Annotated in this window: 20 protein-coding genes; 11 read left to right on the forward strand and 9 right to left on the reverse strand. The window is 56.8% G+C overall.

Annotated elements, in window-relative coordinates; genetic code table 11:
- Nucleotides 1–42 precede the first annotated feature (42 nt).
- From trpB to MXF20_RS04705, 3 genes are all read left to right on the forward strand, one after another.
- On the forward strand, nucleotides 43–1,236 hold the full coding sequence (trpB, locus tag MXF20_RS04695) for a tryptophan synthase subunit beta (RefSeq protein ID WP_325967880.1): 1,194 nt from the start codon (nucleotides 43–45) through the stop codon (nucleotides 1,234–1,236).
- Entirely contained in the window at nucleotides 1,236–2,039 is an 804-nt protein-coding gene (gene trpA, locus MXF20_RS04700; protein ID WP_325967881.1) for a tryptophan synthase subunit alpha, read from the forward strand. The genes trpB and trpA overlap by 1 nt, the downstream gene beginning before the upstream one ends.
- A 165-nt stretch (nucleotides 2,040–2,204) precedes the next feature.
- The gene (locus tag MXF20_RS04705; protein WP_325967883.1) at nucleotides 2,205–2,519 is read left to right on the forward strand and encodes a BON domain-containing protein; all 315 of its coding nucleotides are present in this window, start codon (nucleotides 2,205–2,207) and stop codon (nucleotides 2,517–2,519) included.
- A 47-nt stretch (nucleotides 2,520–2,566) separates the two neighbouring features.
- Here the strand turns inward: MXF20_RS04705 and ompW are convergent, their stop codons facing one another.
- Nucleotides 2,567–3,199, reverse strand: a complete 633-nt coding sequence (ompW, locus tag MXF20_RS04710) for an outer membrane protein OmpW (RefSeq protein ID WP_325967885.1) — start codon at nucleotides 3,197–3,199, stop codon at nucleotides 2,567–2,569.
- A 245-nt stretch (nucleotides 3,200–3,444) separates the two neighbouring features.
- Here ompW and MXF20_RS04715 point away from each other — a divergent pair, with 245 nt between their 5' ends.
- From MXF20_RS04715 to yciA, 4 genes are read left to right on the forward strand one after another with little or no spacing between them, the layout of a single operon-like run.
- Nucleotides 3,445–3,861 carry a YkgJ family cysteine cluster protein gene (locus MXF20_RS04715; RefSeq protein WP_325967887.1) on the forward strand — a complete coding sequence of 139 codons (417 nt, stop codon included), beginning with the start codon at nucleotides 3,445–3,447 and terminating at the stop codon, nucleotides 3,859–3,861.
- A gap of 27 nt (nucleotides 3,862–3,888) precedes the next feature.
- Nucleotides 3,889–4,623 carry a YciC family protein gene (locus tag MXF20_RS04720; protein ID WP_325967889.1) on the forward strand — a complete coding sequence of 245 codons (735 nt, stop codon included), beginning with the start codon at nucleotides 3,889–3,891 and terminating at the stop codon, nucleotides 4,621–4,623.
- A 60-nt stretch (nucleotides 4,624–4,683) separates the two neighbouring features.
- Nucleotides 4,684–5,223, forward strand: a complete 540-nt coding sequence (locus tag MXF20_RS04725) for a septation protein A (RefSeq protein ID WP_325967890.1) — start codon at nucleotides 4,684–4,686, stop codon at nucleotides 5,221–5,223.
- A 54-nt stretch (nucleotides 5,224–5,277) separates the two neighbouring features.
- Nucleotides 5,278–5,694, forward strand: coding sequence for an acyl-CoA thioester hydrolase YciA (gene yciA / locus MXF20_RS04730; protein ID WP_325967891.1), 417 nt, complete (start codon nucleotides 5,278–5,280; stop codon nucleotides 5,692–5,694).
- Nucleotides 5,695–5,739: 45 nt separating this feature from the next.
- Here yciA and tonB read toward each other — a convergent pair whose 3' ends face one another.
- Complete coding sequence (gene tonB, locus MXF20_RS04735; protein WP_325967892.1) at nucleotides 5,740–6,480, reverse strand: TonB system transport protein TonB; 741 nt, start codon at nucleotides 6,478–6,480, stop codon at nucleotides 5,740–5,742.
- Between the two features lie 204 nt (nucleotides 6,481–6,684).
- Here tonB and MXF20_RS04740 point away from each other — a divergent pair, with 204 nt between their 5' ends.
- Together MXF20_RS04740 and MXF20_RS04745 are read left to right on the forward strand one after the other, a co-directional pair.
- A complete protein-coding gene (locus tag MXF20_RS04740) occupies nucleotides 6,685–6,981 on the forward strand; it encodes a YciI family protein (protein WP_325967893.1) in 297 nt (98 codons plus the stop codon).
- Nucleotides 6,981–7,154 (forward strand): hypothetical protein, encoded by a 174-nt coding sequence (locus tag MXF20_RS04745; protein ID WP_325967894.1) that lies wholly within the window; start codon nucleotides 6,981–6,983, stop codon nucleotides 7,152–7,154. The genes MXF20_RS04740 and MXF20_RS04745 overlap by 1 nt, the downstream gene beginning before the upstream one ends.
- Before the next feature lie 16 nt (nucleotides 7,155–7,170).
- On the opposite strand, the gene MXF20_RS04750 is transcribed toward MXF20_RS04745, so the two are convergent.
- Nucleotides 7,171–7,344: a YciY family protein gene (locus tag MXF20_RS04750; RefSeq protein WP_325967895.1), complete on the reverse strand. Its 174-nt coding sequence runs from the start codon at nucleotides 7,342–7,344 to the stop codon at nucleotides 7,171–7,173.
- A 162-nt stretch (nucleotides 7,345–7,506) separates the two neighbouring features.
- Between MXF20_RS04750 and cls the strand changes: the two genes are divergently transcribed.
- Complete coding sequence (gene cls, locus MXF20_RS04755; RefSeq protein WP_325967896.1) at nucleotides 7,507–8,967, forward strand: cardiolipin synthase; 1,461 nt, start codon at nucleotides 7,507–7,509, stop codon at nucleotides 8,965–8,967.
- A gap of 37 nt (nucleotides 8,968–9,004) precedes the next feature.
- The gene (locus MXF20_RS04760; protein ID WP_013509338.1) at nucleotides 9,005–9,334 is read left to right on the forward strand and encodes an HI1450 family dsDNA-mimic protein; all 330 of its coding nucleotides are present in this window, start codon (nucleotides 9,005–9,007) and stop codon (nucleotides 9,332–9,334) included.
- A 59-nt stretch (nucleotides 9,335–9,393) separates the two neighbouring features.
- On the opposite strand, the gene oppF is transcribed toward MXF20_RS04760, so the two are convergent.
- The 6 genes from oppF to MXF20_RS04790 all read right to left on the reverse strand — a co-directional run bounded on the left by oppF (nucleotide 9,394) and on the right by MXF20_RS04790 (nucleotide 16,782).
- Nucleotides 9,394–10,398 (reverse strand): murein tripeptide/oligopeptide ABC transporter ATP binding protein OppF, encoded by a 1,005-nt coding sequence (gene oppF / locus MXF20_RS04765; protein WP_325967898.1) that lies wholly within the window; start codon nucleotides 10,396–10,398, stop codon nucleotides 9,394–9,396.
- A complete protein-coding gene (locus MXF20_RS04770) occupies nucleotides 10,395–11,411 on the reverse strand; it encodes an ABC transporter ATP-binding protein (RefSeq protein WP_325967899.1) in 1,017 nt (338 codons plus the stop codon). Before MXF20_RS04770 ends, oppF begins: the two co-directional genes overlap by 4 nt.
- An 11-nt stretch (nucleotides 11,412–11,422) precedes the next feature.
- On the reverse strand, nucleotides 11,423–12,331 hold the full coding sequence (oppC, locus tag MXF20_RS04775) for an oligopeptide ABC transporter permease OppC (protein WP_325967900.1): 909 nt from the start codon (nucleotides 12,329–12,331) through the stop codon (nucleotides 11,423–11,425).
- Between the two features lie 15 nt (nucleotides 12,332–12,346).
- On the reverse strand, nucleotides 12,347–13,267 hold the full coding sequence (oppB, locus tag MXF20_RS04780; protein ID WP_136547356.1) for an oligopeptide ABC transporter permease OppB: 921 nt from the start codon (nucleotides 13,265–13,267) through the stop codon (nucleotides 12,347–12,349).
- An 81-nt stretch (nucleotides 13,268–13,348) separates the two neighbouring features.
- A complete protein-coding gene (gene oppA / locus MXF20_RS04785; protein ID WP_166710222.1) occupies nucleotides 13,349–14,989 on the reverse strand; it encodes an oligopeptide ABC transporter substrate-binding protein OppA in 1,641 nt (546 codons plus the stop codon).
- A 158-nt stretch (nucleotides 14,990–15,147) separates the two neighbouring features.
- Nucleotides 15,148–16,782: an ABC transporter substrate-binding protein gene (locus MXF20_RS04790; protein ID WP_325967902.1), complete on the reverse strand. Its 1,635-nt coding sequence runs from the start codon at nucleotides 16,780–16,782 to the stop codon at nucleotides 15,148–15,150.
- Nucleotides 16,783–17,094: the final 312 nt, after the last annotated feature.

The raw sequence follows: 17,094 nt of genomic DNA on the forward strand, positions 1-17,094 counted from the left end.
GTCTGCCCGCCTGCGGGCGGGCCGGATAAGGAAGAGGACACGATGACGACATTACTTAATCCCTACTTTGGCGAGTTCGGCGGCCAGTATGTGCCGCAGATTTTGATGCCGGCCCTGCGTCAGCTGGAAACGGCCTTTGTTGAAGCCCAGCGCGATCCGCAGTTTCAGGCGGAGTTTACCGACCTGCTGAAAAACTACGCCGGTCGTCCGACGGCCCTGACGCTGTGCAGCAACCTGACCAAAGGCAGCAAAACCCGCCTGTACCTGAAGCGTGAAGACCTGCTGCACGGCGGCGCCCACAAAACCAACCAGGTGCTGGGCCAGGCGCTGCTGGCAAAGCGCATGGGCAAAAACGAGATCATCGCGGAAACCGGCGCCGGTCAGCACGGTGTGGCGTCGGCGCTGGCCTGCGCCCTGCTCGGCATGAAATGTCGCATTTACATGGGTGCGAAAGACGTTGAGCGTCAGTCACCCAACGTGTTCCGCATGCGGCTGATGGGCGCCGAGGTGATTCCGGTACACAGCGGTTCCGCCACGCTGAAAGATGCCTGTAATGAGGCGCTGCGCGACTGGTCCGGCAGCTACGAAACCGCGCACTACATGCTCGGCACCGCCGCAGGCCCGCATCCGTTCCCGACCATTGTGCGTGAGTTTCAGCGCATGATTGGCGAAGAGACCAAAGCGCAGATTCTGGAAAAAGAGGGTCGCCTGCCGGATGCCGTGCTGGCGTGCGTCGGCGGCGGTTCTAACGCCATCGGCATGTTTGCTGATTTTATCGAAGAGAGCAGCGTGCGCCTGATTGGCGTTGAGCCAGCCGGTCACGGTATCGAAACCGGTGAGCACGGAGCGCCGCTCAAGCATGGTCGCGTTGGCATCTATTTCGGTATGAAGGCGCCGATGATGCAGACCGAAGAGGGACAGATCGAAGAGTCCTATTCCATCTCTGCCGGTCTCGATTTCCCGTCGGTCGGTCCGCAGCATGCGCACCTTAACAGCACCGGCCGCGCTGACTACGTGTCGATTACCGATGACGAAGCGCTCGACGCGTTCAAGACGCTGTGCCGCGCTGAGGGCATCATTCCGGCGCTCGAATCGTCACACGCGCTGGCATACGCGCTGAAAATGATCCGCGAAAATCCGGACAAAGAGCAACTGCTGGTAGTCAACCTCTCCGGCCGCGGCGACAAAGACATCTTTACCGTTCACGACATTCTGAAAGCTAAGGGAGAGATCTGATGGAACGTTATAATCAGCTGTTTGAACGTCTGTCGGCCAAACAGGAAGGCGCGTTTGTGCCCTTCGTCACCCTCGGCGATCCGTCGCCAGCGCTGTCGCTGGAAATTATTGATGCGCTGGTCGCGGGGGGTGCGGATGCGCTGGAGCTGGGAATTCCGTTCTCCGATCCACTGGCCGACGGCCCAACCATTCAGGGCGCCACGCTGCGCGCCTTCGCCGCCGGCACCACCGTGGCACAGTGCTTTGAAATGCTCGCCACCGTGCGCCAGAAATACCCCGATCTGCCGATTGGCCTGCTGATGTACGCCAACCTGGTGTTCAGCAGAGGCGTCGATAACTTCTACGCGCAGTGCGCGGCGGTGGGCGTTGATTCGGTGCTGGTGGCCGACGTGCCGGTGGAAGAGTCGGCACCGTTCCGTCAGGCGGCGATGCGTCACAACATCGCCCCGATCTTTATCTGCCCGCCTAACGCGGATGACGATCTGCTGCGCGAAATCGCCTCGCACGGCCGTGGCTACACCTATCTGCTGTCGCGCGCGGGCGTTACCGGGGCGGAAAACCGCGCCAGCCTGCCGCTGCATCACCTGATCGAGAAGCTGCGCGAATATCACGCGGCTCCGCCGCTGCAGGGCTTTGGTATCTCCGAGCCTGGCCAGGTCAAAGAGGCGATAGCGGCCGGCGCTGCCGGGGCGATTTCCGGCTCAGCCATCGTAAAAATCATCGAGCGTAATCAGAACGACCCGGCGACGCTGCTCAGCGAGCTGCGGACGTTCGTCAGCAATCTGAAAACGGCCACCCGCTAAGTTTGCCCGGCCCTGCAGTTCTGCAGGGCCTTCCTTTTGTCAGCCATTATCCCTCTAGCTAAAACTTTTTCATCGCGCCTGAGTTGCCGAAATGCGAGGCACCGCCCACACTTAAGCGTGCCGTCTCGTTACGGTGCACCACCATCTATGACAGGGAGATAACCAATGAAATTGTTCAAAGTCGTTGCGGGTTTTTTAGTGGCTGCAGTGATGGCGCTTACCTTAAGTGCCTGTGCACCAACAGCAACAAAGGAAGGGACCGGCGGTTACATCGATGACACGGTCATTACCACTAAAGTGAAGGCGCAGCTGCTGAATGACGAGGCACTGAAATCGACAGAAATTAACGTTGAGACCTTCAAAGGGAAAGTACAGCTGAGCGGCTTTGTCAGCTCACCGCAGATGGCCAACCGTGCGGTTGCGGTAACGCGTGGCGTGGCGGGGGTGAAATCCGTCGTCAACAATATGCAGATTAAGTAACTAAACGGGCGACCTGCGGGTCGCCCTTTTTCATTTCACCGTAAAAATCAGAAACGGTAGCCCGCGCCGAAGAAGAACACCCACGGATCGATGCGGGTATTGATATTCTGCTGTTCACCTGCCGCTTTGAATTTCACTTCGGTATCAATGTCCATGTACCACAGCGAAGCGTTAAGCATCCAGTCACGGTTGATCTGATAATCCAGCCCGACCTGACCCGCCATGCCCCACGAATCCTTCACGCTTAAATCGCTCAGCTGCGCATCCTGCCCGGTCTGGTTGAACTTCGCATCGTAGAAAGTGGTGTAGTTGATACCCACGCCAACGTACGGGCGCAGCGCGCTTTGGCTGTCGAAGAAGTAGTATTGCGCCATCAGCGTGGGCGGCAGCTGACGCACGGTGGCGAGGTTGCCGGTCGGACCAAGACCCACTTTGTGGCGGAACGGCGTGGCCGCCAGCAGTTCGACGCCAATGTTGTCGGTCGCCATCCAGGTAAAGGTCAGGCCGAGCTGAGTATCGTTGCTGACGTTAAAGCCGCCCATACCCAGCACATTATCAGAGCCTTCGGTCGGACGAACGGTCGCGCTACCGGCGCGCACAAAAAAATCACCGGCCTGGTGAGCCAGGGCCAGTTGTGGGATCGCCAGCGCCAGCAGTAGCGCGCATTTTGCCAGTTTCATAATCACTCCTTTGCCGGAAAACAGGGTATTGAGGTTTATCGCGGCACAAGATTTACCCCTTTTTCGCTAAAAGATCATCAGCATCAATTCAAATTAATCACTTATAAAACAATGAATTGATTCAGATCAATTTTGCCTTTACAAGCGGACATAAAAATTCTGTTGCCGCCATTGCGCGGCGTGATTATTTTGCTTTTCCCCTTTAGTGATTTTGGTTCGAAGCCTCAGGAGTGGCGGGCGATCAGATGAGCGATTCACTTAACCCTTGTATGACCTGTGGCGCCTGCTGCGCCCATTTTCGCGTGTCTTTCTACTGGGCCGAAGCTGACGATGGCGGTGGCGCGGTGCCGGTTGAACTGACTGAACCCCTGAGCCTGATGATGCGTAATATGCGCGGCACCAACGATCGTGCCCCACGCTGTGTGGCGCTGCAGGGTGAAGTTGGCGGCTGTGTTTCCTGCGGCATCTATGCGCAGCGCCCTTCGCCGTGCCGTGAGTTTGCCATGTCCGGCGAAAATGGCGTGCCGAACGACGCCTGCGATCGCGCCCGGGCACGCTATGGCCTTCCCGCGCTTTTTCACCCTTCTTTACCTGTCATGACAGAAAGTTATGGGATTCCGGGTGCCAGCCAGCCTGCAGAACATGTACAATCGCCGGGTTAATTAACCCGGTTCCTTCAAGGAGTGTACATGTCTATCACGGCAAGCTCGTTATACCGTGACACAGGAAATTTTCTGCGCCATCAGCTGGTCACCATTGTGCTGATGGCGTTGCTGACCTCGTTTATTACCGTGATTGTTGGCCATGCCCTGACGCCGGGCGAGGATCAGTTGTCCCTGCTCAGCCAGACCGACAGCAGCGCCTCTTCGCTGTTTGAAGTGGTCCAGAACATGTCACCGGATCAGCAACGCATTCTGCTGCGCGCCTCTGCCGCCGGTACCTTTGCGGCGCTGATTGGCAATACGCTGCTGCTGGGTGGCATGCTGTGCCTGCTGCCGATGGTATCCGGTGGACAGCGCGTCAGTGCGCTGCGTGCGATTGGCGCCGCTGCGCCGCTGCTGCCGAAACTGCTGGTACAAACCTTCCTCATCACGCTGCTGATTCAGCTGGGCTTTATGGTACTGATGGTGCCGGGCGTGATTCTGGCGATTCTGCTGTCGCTGGCACCGGTGATGCTGGCAAGTGAAAAGATGGGTATTTTCAGCGCGATGCGCGCCAGTATGCGTCTGGCATGGAAGAATATTAAGGTGATCGCGCCGGCCATTATTCTGTGGCTGCTGGCGAAAATTGCGCTGATGTTCTTCTTCTCCTCGCTGACCGTGCTGCCAGCCAATATCGCCTCGGTGGTGCTTAACGCGCTGGGCAATCTGGTGTCAGCCATTCTGATTATCTATTTGTACCGGCTGTATATGCTGTTACGTTAAGCGTTACGGCGCCCGCTGCGGCGCCGTAACTCAACGCTCCTGCCCATGACTGGAAACGCTATGAAGCAGTTACTCGATTTTCTTCCCCTGGTAGTTTTCTTTATCTTCTACAAGCTGTACGACATCTTCGTCGCGTCCGGCGCGCTGGTGGTAGCAACCGGCATCGCGCTGGTGATTAGCTGGGTGCTATACCGCAAGCTGGAGAAGATGACCATTTTCACCTTTGTGCTGGTGGCGGTGTTTGGCACCCTCACTTATGTGTTCCACAACGATGAGTTCATTAAGTGGAAAGTCACGGTGATTTACTCGCTGTTCGCGCTGGCGCTGCTGTACAGCCAGTGGTTTATGCAGCAACCGCTGATCCAGACCATGCTCGGCAAAGAGCTGCAGCTGCCGGGTGCGGTATGGCGTCGGCTGAATATCGCCTGGGCGCTGTTCTTTCTGGTCTGCGGGCTGGCGAATATTTACGTCGCGTTTTGGTTATCCCAGGCGTTTTGGGTTAACTTTAAGGTGTTCGGTCTCACCGGCCTGACCCTGCTGTTTACCCTGTTGAGCGGCCTCTACATCTGGCGACAGATGCCGCAACAAGAACAAAAATAACCCATACAGCCCGGTCCTCGCCGGGCTTGTCTTCACCTGCAGAAGAACTGAGCAATGGACGAAAAACATAAATTGCCGCAAGGCGAGATGGTCTCGCGTACCCTGGCGATGCCGGCAGATACCAATGCTAACGGGGATATCTTCGGCGGCTGGCTGATGTCGCAGATGGATATGGGCGGCGCGATTATGGCTAAAGAGATAGCCGAAGGCCGCGTGGTAACGGTGCGCGTGGATGGCATGACCTTTCTCAAGCCGGTTGCCGTCGGCGATGTGGTGAGCTGCTACGCGCGCTGCATCCGCACCGGCAATAGCTCAATGACCATCAACGTGGAAGTGTGGATTAAGAAGGTCTCATCGGAACCTATCGGTCAGACCTACTGCGCCACCGAAGCGGTGTTTGTTTACGTGGCGGTCGATAACAGCGGGAAATCCCGTCCGCTGCCGGACGGCAAAGCCAACCTGAGCGATTAAGCGCATAAAAAAAGCGGCCCCAATGGCCGCTTTTTCTTTCTTGACTCACTCAATGTTAGAGCCGCCGTTACCACCGTTAATGCGGAACACGATGTTCATGGTCAGGCCCTTGCCTGGACGTCCCGGCTGATAGCGCCATTTCTTCATCGCCTGCTTCACTTCGCGCTCAAACATATTGCGCGGCTCGGCGGACAGGATCTCCACGTTATCGACGCGGCCATCGCTGTCCACATCAAACTTCACGCGTACCCGCCCTTCAACGCGCAGCGCAAAGGCACGTGCCGGATAGGCGGGCTTGCTGACGCTCATCGCTTTTGGTCCATCCGACACGGTCTGCGTCGGAGCCGGATTACTCTTCGGTGCCGTAGAGGGGCGCGTTTGCGCGGCTGGCGCGTCCTGTTTAAACGGATTCTCCTGCGGCTTCACCTGCTGACGCGGTTTCGGCTCCACCTTTTTCTCGACCTTTGGCTTCGGTTTCGGTTTTGGCTTCGGTTTGGGTTCCGGCTTAGGGATCGGTACCGGCTCGGCTTTTGGCGGCTCTGGCGCCACTTCCGGCTCGGGTTCCGGCTCAGGCGGTGGTGGCGGCGTTACGGCGGCAGGCGCCGGTTCAGGCTGCACTTCCGGTGCCACCATGCTGATACTGATAGGCTGAGACGCTTTAGGAACCTCAATGGTCTGATGAAATGAAGCATACAGAATGCCGGCGATTACCGAACCGTGAAGCAGCACAGACAAAATCACGGAAACGGGCGTGCGGGTTGGAAAAGGCGTAGTCAACGTCGTCATATCAGTCATGTTCATTGAGTGAAGCGCTGATTTTAAATGCAAATAGCAATCAGTTTCAACAAGCAGCGTACCTAACCCGGCAGAAAGGCGTTTTTTAACCCTGCTTGCGCTGCCGCACGCAGGCACTATCTTTCGTTTGCACTCTGTTTAGCGATCACTTAACGTGTCTCGCAAATTCGGCAAGTCTAACGGGAGTATCCCATCGTGCTTTACGTCATTTATGCGGAAGATACCGCAGATTCACTGGAAAAACGTAACTCCGTGCGCCCGGCACATCTGGCGCGCCTGCAACTGCTGCAGGATGAGGGACGCCTGATTGTCGCGGGCCCGCTGCCGGCCGTCGACAGTAACGATCCCGGCCCGGCCGGCTTCACCGGGTCAGTCATTGTTGCCGAGTTCTCGTCACTGGAAGTGGCACAATCCTGGGCTAATGACGATCCGTATATCGCGGCTGGCGTGTACGAGAAAGTCTCGGTCAAACCGTTTAAGCGCGTATTCTGATGCAGTGGCAGCCCCTTCTGTTATTAGTGCTGGTGCTGCTGCTGATTGGTCGTGCGCTGTGGCTGTGGCGCCGTCAGGGCTGGCGTCAGGCGCGCCAGCATATCGTTATGCTGGTGGTGCTGGCGGCGGCCGCGCAGATCGTGAACGTTTCACTGGTATTACGCGGCCACTGACGGCCGCGTTAATCACTCAGAGATTCTGCGTGATAAACAGGATGGAGCGGCGCTGCTGCTGTGCCACCTGATGACGAATCGCATGGATGCGCTTATAACGACGTGACTGCCCTTCCAGCCAGCGGGCACGACGGCGATGCGCCTGGCGTAACATTCTCCAGCGGGCCACTTCATTTCTGCTGCGTCTCATCACATCCTCTCTGACTGGCTAAACCCGCGAGGCATTATAGTGATCTGGCAAAAAATGCCAAATCGAAACCTTCATCGAAACGTCATCAACGATTAAAGGTTTCGCTGGCGCAGATCAACACGTAAACTTTGCCCATCAAAGCGCGAACGGGACGTCCACTTTATGACCACTTTTTATACCCTTGTCAGCTGGTTGCTGCTGTTCGGCTACTGGCTGCTGATTGCCGGGGTTACGCTGCGCATCCTGATGAAGCGACGTGCGGTCACGTCGGCGATGGCCTGGCTGCTGATCATCTACATTCTGCCGCTGGTGGGTATTATCGCCTATCTGTCGTTTGGCGAACTGCATTTAGGCAAGCGTCGCGCAGAGCGTGCCCGCACTATGTGGCCGTCCACCGCCAAATGGCTCAACGACCTGAAACAGTGTCGCCACATCTTCGCGACTGAGCATAGCGACGTGGCGCGTTCCCTGTTCGAACTGTGCCGGCATCGTCAGGGCATTGCCGGCGTCAAAGGTAATCAGCTGCAGCTGCTGACCAGTTCTGATGATGTGATGCAGGCGCTGATCCGTGATATCCAGCTGGCGCGCCATAATATTGAGATGGTGTTTTATATCTGGCAGCCGGGCGGGCTGGCAGATGACGTTGCCGAATCGCTGATGGCGGCCTCGCGGCGCGGCGTGCACTGCCGGCTGATGCTCGATTCCGCCGGCAGCGTGGCGTTTTTCCGCAGTCCGTGGGCCGCGATGATGCGCAACGCCGGCATAGACGTGGTCGAGGCTTTGCAGGTCAGCCTGTGGCGCGTGTTCCTGCGCCGCATGGATCTGCGTCAGCACCGCAAAGTGGTGCTGATCGATAATTATATCGCCTACACCGGCAGCATGAATCTGGTGGATCCGCGCTTCTTCAAACAGGATGCCGGCGTCGGTCAGTGGATTGACCTGATGGCGCGCATGGAAGGCCCGGTGGCCACCACCATGGGCATCGTGTATGCCTGCGACTGGGAAATTGAGACCGGCAAGCGCATCCTGCCGCCCGCGCCGGACGGCAATGTGATGCCGTTTGAGCAGGAGAGCGGTCACACCATTCAGGTGATCGCCTCGGGTCCGGGCTTCCCGGAGGATATGATTCATCAGGCGCTGCTGACGGCGGTGTATTCAGCGCGCGAGCAGCTGATCATGACCACGCCCTACTTTGTGCCGAGCGACGATTTACTGCACGCCATCTGTACCGCAGCGCTGCGTGGCGTTGAGGTGAGCATTGTGGTGCCGCGCCACAATGACTCGCTGCTGGTGGGCTGGGCCAGCCGCGCCTTCTTCACCGAGCTGCTGGAAGCCGGGGTAAAAATCTATCAGTTTGAAGATGGCCTGTTGCACACCAAGAGCGTGCTGGTGGACGGTCAGCTCAGCCTGGTGGGCACGGTGAATCTGGATATGCGCAGCCTGTGGCTTAACTTCGAAATTACCCTGGTGGTGGATGATGACGGCTTTGGTAGCGATCTCGCCACCGTCCAGGATGATTACATCGCCCGCTCGCGGCTGCTGGACGGTGCACGCTGGGCAAAACGTGCCTGGTGGCAACGCATCGTTGAACGACTGTTTTACTTCTTTAGCCCTTTACTGTAAAACGAGCGGAAATATTACCGCCTCAGGGCAAGCAGGAATGACCATGGATTTAAATAATCGCCTTACTGAAGATGAAACGCTGGAACAGGCTTACGACATTTTTCTTGAGCTGGCAGGCGATAACCTCGATCCGGCAGACATTATTCTGTTCAATCTGCAATTTGAAGAACGCGGCGGCGCCGAGCTGTTTGATCCGTCAGAAGACTGGCAGGAGCACGTCGATTTCGATCTCAACCCGGACTTCTTCTCTGAAGTGGTGATCGGCCTCGGTGAAGCGGATGGCGAACCGATTACCGATGTGTTCGCCCGCATCCTGCTGTGCCGCGAGAAAGATCATAAGCTGTGTCATATTCTGTGGCGCGAATAAGCCGCAGCACATAAAAAAACGCCGGGCTGTGCCCGGCGTTGTTGTTTATGGCACCGCTCTTATAGCGGATCAACCTTCAGACAGGAAACCGCATGGCGGAAACTGCCTTCCAGTAGCGGTCGGGTTTTGGCGCACTCCGGGCCGGCAATCGGGCAGCGGGTGCGGAACACACAGCCCGATGGCGGATTGATCGGCGACGGCAGCTCCCCTTCCAGCAGCTGAATCTGCTTGTTCTTCTCCAGGTCCGGGTCAGGAATCGGCACCGCTGACATCAGCGCTTTGGTGTACGGATGCTGCGGATCGTTGTACACCGCATCATAGGTCCCCAGTTCGACCGCATGGCCGAGATACATCACCAGCACGCGATCGGAGATGTGCTTCACCACCGCCAGATCGTGCGCGATGAAGATCAGCGACAGCCCCATTTCACGCTGCAGTTTTTGCAGCAGGTTAACCACCTGCGCCTGGATCGATACGTCGAGCGCCGAGACCGGCTCATCACAGATAATCAGCTTCGGCTCAAGAATCAGCGCACGGGCGATGCCGATACGCTGGCACTGGCCACCGGAGAACTCGTGCGGATAGCGGTTGATGAGGTTCGGCAGCAGACCGACCTTCATCATCATGTTCTTAACCTTATCCTTCACTTCCTGACGCGGCATCTTCGGATAGTAGGTGCGCAGCGGTTCGGCAATGATGTCACCAATGGTCATGCGCGGGTTGAGCGAGGCCAGCGGATCCTGGAAGATCATCTGAATGTCGCTGCGCGCCTGACGCCACTCTTCCTGGCTCTGACCCAGCAGATCGCGTCCCAGCCACGCCACGCGTCCTTCGGTGGCTTTCACCAGCCCGATAATGGCGCGCGCCAGCGTGGATTTGCCACAGCCGGATTCACCCACCACGCCGAGCGTTTCGCCTTCATACAGGCGCAGGCTGACGCCATCCACCGCTTTCAGGGTTTTTGGCGGCTGCCAGAACCACTGTTTGCCGTCTTTGATATCGAAATGCACCTTGAGATCGGCGATTTCCAGCAACACTTTTTTCTCTTCAACTACGGTGCTCATACTAATTCCTCCACCGGTTTGAAGCAGGCGCGCAGGCGCCCTTCGGCAAACGGTTCAAGCGGCGGTGATTTGGCACAAATATCCATGGCATATGCGCAGCGCGGCTGGAACGGACAGCCCTGCGGCAGACGCAGCAGATTGGGCGGGTTGCCGGGAATGGTGGTCAGCGACTCACCTTCCGCGTCGAGACGTGGCACCGCGCTCAGCAAACCGATCGAGTACGGATGGGCCGGCTGATAGAACACATCGCGTGCGCGGCCATACTCCATGGTACGGCCCGCATACATCACCAGCACTTTGTCACAGATACCGGCGACGACGCCGAGATCGTGGGTAATCATGATGATGGCGGTGTTGAATTCACGCTTCAGCTCATTCAGCAGCGTCATGATCTGCGCCTGCACGGTGACATCCAGCGCAGTGGTCGGCTCGTCGGCGATCAGCAGCTTTGGCCGGCACAGCAGCGCCATCGCAATCATTACGCGCTGGCGCATCCCGCCGGAGAACTCGTGCGGGAACATCTTCATGCGCTTGCGCGCTTCCGGCATTTTCACCGCGTCCAGCATGCGCACCGACTCTTCAAATGCCTGCGCGCTATTCATGCCTTTGTGCAGTTTCAGCACTTCCATCAGCTGTTCGCCGACGCGCATGTACGGATTGAGCGACGTCATTGGATCCTGAAAAATCATCGCAATCTGCTCGGCCCGCAGCTTGTTGAGCTTGCTCTCCGGCAGGTTGAGGATTTCGTTGCCGTTGAAGCGTGCCGAGCCGCCAATGCGACCATTCTTTGCCAGCAGGCCCATCAGCGCAAACGCGGTTTGCGACTTTCCGGAGCCGGATTCACCAACAATGCCCAGCGTTTCACCGGCGCGCAGCGAAAAGTTGAGGTCGTTCACAGCGGTGACATCGCCGTCGTGGGTGCTGAAGGTGACGCGCAGGTCTTTAACGTCCAGCAGCAGGTTGGTGTTTCCCGCAGGTGCCGCCGCCAGCGGCTGAGTATCATGAAGGGTCATCGGGAAACTCCTTAGCGATCTTTCGGGTCGAGGGCGTCACGCAGGCCATCGCCGATAAAGTTGAAACAGAACAACGTCACCACCAGGAAGCCCGCCGGGAACATCAGCAGCCACGGTGATACTTCCATCGAGTTGGCACCGTCGCTCAACAGCGCGCCCCAGCTGCTCAGCGGCTCCTGCGTACCGAGGCCAAGGAAACTGAGGAAGGATTCGAACAGGATCATGCTCGGCACCAGCAGCGAGGCATACACCACCACCACGCCCAGCACGTTCGGCACGATGTGACGCAGCACGATACTGGCGGTGGAGACGCCGCCGACCTGCGCCGCTTCGATAAACTCTTTGCGTTTCAGTCCCAGCGTCTGGCCACGCACAATACGTGCCATATCCAGCCAGGAAACCATACCGATAGCGATAAAGATCAGCAGAATATTGCGGCCGAAGAAGGTCACCAGCAGGATGACGAAGAACATAAACGGGAACGAGTTAAGGATTTCCAGAATACGCATCATCACCGAGTCAATTTTGCCGCCCAGATAGCCGGCCAGCGAACCGTACAGCGTGCCCACCAGCACCGCGATCAGCGCGGAAGCAATACCGACCATCAGCGAGATACGGCCGCCAATCGCCACACGCACCAGCAGGTCACGCCCGGAAGAGTCGGTGCCAAACCAGTGCCCTGAAGTGGTGTCCGGCGGTGAAGACATCATCGCCCAGTCGGTATCATCATAACGGAACTGCGCCAGCATCGGGGCGAACACCACGAACAGCGCAATTACCAGCAGCACCAGCAGGCTGATCAGCGCCGCGCGGTTGTGGATGAAGCGGCGACGCGCGTCCTGCCACAGGCTGCGCCCTTCCACTTCCAGCTTCTCGCTGAAAGCGTCCAGAGCTTCGCTATTTTTCTTACTTAACATCATGCGCGAGCTCCACCATCAGTAACGAATTTTTGGATCGATAACGGCATACAGCACGTCAACGATCGCGTTGAACAGGATGGTCAGCACGCCGACCAGAATGGTCAGACTCATCACCAGCGAATAGTCACGGTTCAGCGCCCCGTTAACGAACAGCTGGCCGATGCCCGGCAGACCGTAAATCGATTCAATCACCATCGAACCGGTGATGATGCCGACAAACGCCGGTCCCATATAGGACAGGACCGGCAGCAGCGCCGGCTTCAGCGCGTGGCGCAGCACAATACGGCGCAGCGGCAGACCTTTCGCGCGCGCGGTGCGGATAAAGTTGGAGTGCATCACTTCGATCATCGAACCGCGGGTGATACGGGCGATACTGGCGATGTAAGCCAGTGACAGCGCTACCATCGGCAGCAGCATGTAGTTCCACTGCCCGCCGTTCCAGCCGCCGCCCGGCAGCCAGCGCAGGGTGATGGCAAAGATCAGTACCAGCAGCGGTGCCACCACGAAGCTGGGAATGACCACCCCGGTCATCGCCACCCCCATGACCGCATAATCCCATAAACTGTTTTGCTTCAGCGCAGCAATGACGCCTGCGGTCACGCCCAGCACCACCGCGAGGAAGAAGGCTGCCAGCCCCAGTTTGGCCGATACCGGAAACGCATGACCGACCAGGTAGTTAACCGAGTAGTCTTTATATTTGAACGACGGACCGAAATCGCCGTGTGCCAGCTGTACCAGGTAGCTGACATACTGTTTGCCGATCGGATCGTTGAGGTGATATTTGGCCTCAATGTTGGCCATGACTTCTGGCGACAGCGTACGCTCGCCGGTAAACGGACTACCGGGTGCCAGTCGCATCATGAAGAAGGAGATGGTAATCAGAATAAACAGCGTCGGGATGGCTTCAAGGAGCCGACGCAGGATGAATTTTAACATTGCCGTACCTACCAGGCTGTTGCTTCACAAAGTCAAAAAGGCGGCGCCGCAGCACCGCCACTGTCGATAGCCTGAGTGCTATTAATGCTTAATAATGTACAGGTTTTTATCCAGGGTATTATCCAGCGGATCGTTGCCGGTGTAGCCGCCAACGTACGGTTTCACCAGACGCGCGTTCACGTAGTAGTAAACCGGCACAATGGTGCTGTCTTTATCGAGGATCTGCTCTGCTTTCTGATAATCCGCCAGGCGCGCCTTATCATCCGCGGCTTTGACCGCATCGTGAATCACTTTGTCGAAGTCCGCGCTCTTGTAGTGCGAGGTGTTACTGCTGCTATCCGACAGCATGATGTTCAGGAAGGAGGTCGGTTCGTTGTAGTCAGCACACCATGCCGCACGGGAGACATCGAAGTTGCCCTGATGACGGGTATCCAGGAAAGTTTTCCACTCCTGGTTTTCCAGCTTGATGTTGACGCCGATGTTCTTTTTCCAGATGGACGAGGCGGCAATCGCCAGTTTTTTGTGCAGATCGGAGGTGTTGTACAGCAGGTTGAAGGTCAGCGGCTTGTCAGCGGTATAACCGGCTTCGGCCAGCAGTTTTTTCGCTTCTTCGTTACGCTTGTTCTGATCCCACTTGAACCAGTCCGGCGGCAGCAGTTCCATGCCGTCTGTCGCTGGCGGGGTGAAGCTGTAGGCTGGCTGTTGCCCCTGCGCCAGCACTTTGTTCACCATGATGTCGCGATCCAGACCCAGCTTCAGCGCGGTACGTACGCGGACGTCGGTAAACGGGGCTTTCTGGTTGTTGATTTCGTAGTAGTAGGTGCAGAGATACGGTTTCACCATCAGCTCTTTACCGTTATCGCGCTGCAGTTTCTTAAACAGCTCAATCGGCATATTGTTGTAGGTGATATCGCTGCCGTTCTGCGAGAAATAACGGTTCACATCGCTGACTTCGGAGTTAATCGGCAGGAAGGTAACTTTATTCAGTACGGTATGTTCGTTATCCCAGTATTCCGGGTTACGTACCAGCGTCACGCGCTCGTTGATCACGTGAGATTCCAGTTTGAAGGCACCGTTGCCGACCCAGTTCTGCGGCTGCGTCCACTGGTCGCCAAACTTCTCAATCGCCGGCTTGTACACCGGTGACATCACCGAGTGAATCAGCAGCTTATAGAAGTACGGCACCGGCTCGCTCAGCGTCACTTCCAGCGTATGGTCGTCCAGCGCTTTCACGCCGAGATCGGAAGTCGGTTTTTTGCCGGCGATGATGTCATCAACGTTAAGAATGTGGCCATACTGCGGATAGCTGGCGTACGGCGATGCAGTTTTCGGATCGACCAGACGCTGCCAGCTGTAGACGAAGTCCTGCGCGGTGACCGGCTCGCCGTTTGACCATTTGGCATTTTTACGCAGATGGAAAGTCCAGACTTTATAATCTTTGTTCTCCCAGCTTTCCGCGACGCCCGGAACCGGTTTGCCGTTGCTGTCGCTCACGATCAAACCTTCATACAGATCGCGTGCGATGTTGCTTTCCGGCACGCCTTCGATTTTGTGCGGATCCAGCGACTGTACTTCATCGCCGTTACCACGTACCAGCTCCTGTTTCGCTGCCAGTTCAGTACCCGCCGGTACGTTGGCCGCCAGTGCAGCATTCCCTGCCAGCGCGCCGATGGCCGCCAGTACGCCTGCGGCGATCAGGCTTTTTTTCGTGATGTTGTTCATTATTACGCTCCAGTTTTATTATCGTCACCGGGTCGGCTGACCGCCCGGCGTACCCCGTTTCCGGGAGATCTCCGCCTGTCTGTGCGAAGATCACTACCACCCTGCAGGGTTACCACGGTAACGTGACGCCCGACTGTAGCGCCGGATCGTCACATTACTCAATGTTTCTTTATGTAATAGTATTTCAGCGCCAGCATATCCTGCGGATCGTTGCCGCTGAAACCGCCCACCCACGGCTTGACCAGCCGCACGCTGACCCGGTAGTAAACCGGGATGATCGGGGAATCCTGATCCAGCTGTTTTTCCGCCTGCTGATAGAGTTGCGCGCGCTGCGCGTCATCGGCGGTATTGAGCGTTTGCGCCATCAGCGCATCGAAGGCGGCGCTGTGATAAAACGCGGTGTTGATGGAGGAACCACTGAGCATCAAATTGAGGAAGCTCGACGGCTCGTTGTAATCCGCGCACCAGGTGGCGCGCACCACATCGAACTGCGCCTGATGACGCGTTTCCAGCAGCGTTTTCCACTCCTGATTCTGCAGCGTCACCTGCGCGCCAAGATTCTTTTGCCACATCGAGGCGGCCGCAATCGCCTGACGCTTATTCTGTTCTGAGGTGTTATACAGCAGAGTAAAACGCAGCGGGTGCTGGGCATTAAAGCCGGCATCGGCCAGCAGTTGCTTCGCAGTGGCATTCCGCTGCGCCTGAGTTTGCTGGGCCCACGCCGGCGTATTGAGGGAAATACCGTGAATAAACGGCGGCGTCAGGCCGTAGGCGGGAATCTGTCCCTGGCCCATGATTTTCTGCGCAATGATGTCGCGGTCGAGCGTCAACTTCAGCGCGCTGCGTACGCGGACATCATCAAACGGCGCTTTTTTGTTATTGATTTCGTAATAGAAGGTGCACAACAGCGGGCTGACCTTTACCTCATCTCCCAGCGCCTGCTGCAGTTTTTTGAACATATCAGGCGGCACCACGCTGTTGGTCATGTCAGTGCCGCCACTGCGATAACGATTGATATCGCTATTCTCAGACGTGAGCGCCAGAAACACGCCTTCGTCCAGCGTGGTATGGGCATTGTCCCAGTAGTGCGGATTACGCTTCACCACGATCTGCTCATTCACCACCCAGTCCGCCAGCGTGTAAGCACCATTACCTACGTAGTGCTGCGGCTGCGTCCAGGCATCGCCCCACTGTTCTATCGCCGGACGATACACCGGTTTCATCGAGGTATGCGCCAGCATATCGACAAAGTACGGTACCGGTTCGGAGAGCGTCACCTGCAGATGATGGTCGTCCAGCGCTTTCACCCCCAGTTGGGAAGGCGCGGCTTTACCGGCCAGGATGGCATCAATGTTGCTGATGTGCGCTGCCTGCAGATAGCTGGCATAAGGCGAGGCGGTGCGGGGATCGGCCAGACGCTGCCAGCTGTACACGAAGTCATGCGCGGTAACCGGTTCGCCATTGCTCCAGCGGGCATCGTTACGCAGCGTGAAGGTCCAGATACGTCCCTGCTGGTTTTGCCACTGCTGCGCCACGCCAGGCACCAGTTGACCGTTGTTGTCGGTCTCAACCAGTCCTTCCAGCAGATTGCGAATCACATTGGATTCCGGCACGCCCTCGACTTTTTGTGGATCAAGCGAGGACACTTCGCTGCCATTGTTAATAACGATGCGTTGCGTATCCGCTAATGACGTCCCGGCTGGGATCTCAGCGGCCTGACTTTGCGCCAGTACACTGGAGAGGCAAAGCGCCAGAAACGTGCGCGCTGCCGTTTTCGCTACCATGCTTTTCATCAACCAATATCAACCTTCAACATAAACCTGATAGCAGTAAGCAAGAAGCGTACACATTTGTTGCTAGCAGATAAAAAAATTTGCGGTGAGCCGAAAATTATCAGAAGCGTTGCCCGCACGCCAAAGCTAAACCACAAAAATGTTAGCTGATTCTCTTTTATCACGTTGCTGCGCACAGGAAAAGTGTTAATTCTTGAGCAGAATTATCGGTTAAGTAATTGATAGATAATAGTTTACAGGCTTATTTGCACGTTAATTATTCGTTAATCAACTAACTTTATAATATTTATGAATATTGCTGACTTTATGGCT

The sequence above is a fragment of the Pantoea dispersa genome, assembly GCF_035783935.1.
Taxonomy (GTDB): Bacteria; Pseudomonadota; Gammaproteobacteria; order Enterobacterales; family Enterobacteriaceae; genus Pantoea; species Pantoea dispersa_C.

Coding starts and splice junctions, on each gene's coding strand:
- trpB (WP_325967880.1), top strand. CDS start 43: ATGACGACATTACTTAATCCCTACTTTGGCGAGTTCGGCGGCCAGTAT.
- trpA (WP_325967881.1), top strand. CDS start 1,236: ATGGAACGTTATAATCAGCTGTTTGAACGTCTGTCGGCCAAACAGGAA.
- MXF20_RS04705 (WP_325967883.1), top strand. CDS start 2,205: ATGAAATTGTTCAAAGTCGTTGCGGGTTTTTTAGTGGCTGCAGTGATG.
- ompW (WP_325967885.1), bottom strand. CDS start 3,199: ATGAAACTGGCAAAATGCGCGCTACTGCTGGCGCTGGCGATCCCACAA.
- MXF20_RS04715 (WP_325967887.1), top strand. CDS start 3,445: ATGAGCGATTCACTTAACCCTTGTATGACCTGTGGCGCCTGCTGCGCC.
- MXF20_RS04720 (WP_325967889.1), top strand. CDS start 3,889: ATGTCTATCACGGCAAGCTCGTTATACCGTGACACAGGAAATTTTCTG.
- MXF20_RS04725 (WP_325967890.1), top strand. CDS start 4,684: ATGAAGCAGTTACTCGATTTTCTTCCCCTGGTAGTTTTCTTTATCTTC.
- yciA (WP_325967891.1), top strand. CDS start 5,278: ATGGACGAAAAACATAAATTGCCGCAAGGCGAGATGGTCTCGCGTACC.
- tonB (WP_325967892.1), bottom strand. CDS start 6,480: ATGACGACGTTGACTACGCCTTTTCCAACCCGCACGCCCGTTTCCGTG.
- MXF20_RS04745 (WP_325967894.1), top strand. CDS start 6,981: ATGCAGTGGCAGCCCCTTCTGTTATTAGTGCTGGTGCTGCTGCTGATT.
- MXF20_RS04750 (WP_325967895.1), bottom strand. CDS start 7,344: ATGAGACGCAGCAGAAATGAAGTGGCCCGCTGGAGAATGTTACGCCAG.
- cls (WP_325967896.1), top strand. CDS start 7,507: ATGACCACTTTTTATACCCTTGTCAGCTGGTTGCTGCTGTTCGGCTAC.
- MXF20_RS04760 (WP_013509338.1), top strand. CDS start 9,005: ATGACCATGGATTTAAATAATCGCCTTACTGAAGATGAAACGCTGGAA.
- oppF (WP_325967898.1), bottom strand. CDS start 10,398: ATGAGCACCGTAGTTGAAGAGAAAAAAGTGTTGCTGGAAATCGCCGAT.
- MXF20_RS04770 (WP_325967899.1), bottom strand. CDS start 11,411: ATGACCCTTCATGATACTCAGCCGCTGGCGGCGGCACCTGCGGGAAAC.
- oppC (WP_325967900.1), bottom strand. CDS start 12,331: ATGATGTTAAGTAAGAAAAATAGCGAAGCTCTGGACGCTTTCAGCGAG.
- oppB (WP_136547356.1), bottom strand. CDS start 13,267: ATGTTAAAATTCATCCTGCGTCGGCTCCTTGAAGCCATCCCGACGCTG.
- oppA (WP_166710222.1), bottom strand. CDS start 14,989: ATGAACAACATCACGAAAAAAAGCCTGATCGCCGCAGGCGTACTGGCG.
- MXF20_RS04790 (WP_325967902.1), bottom strand. CDS start 16,782: ATGAAAAGCATGGTAGCGAAAACGGCAGCGCGCACGTTTCTGGCGCTT.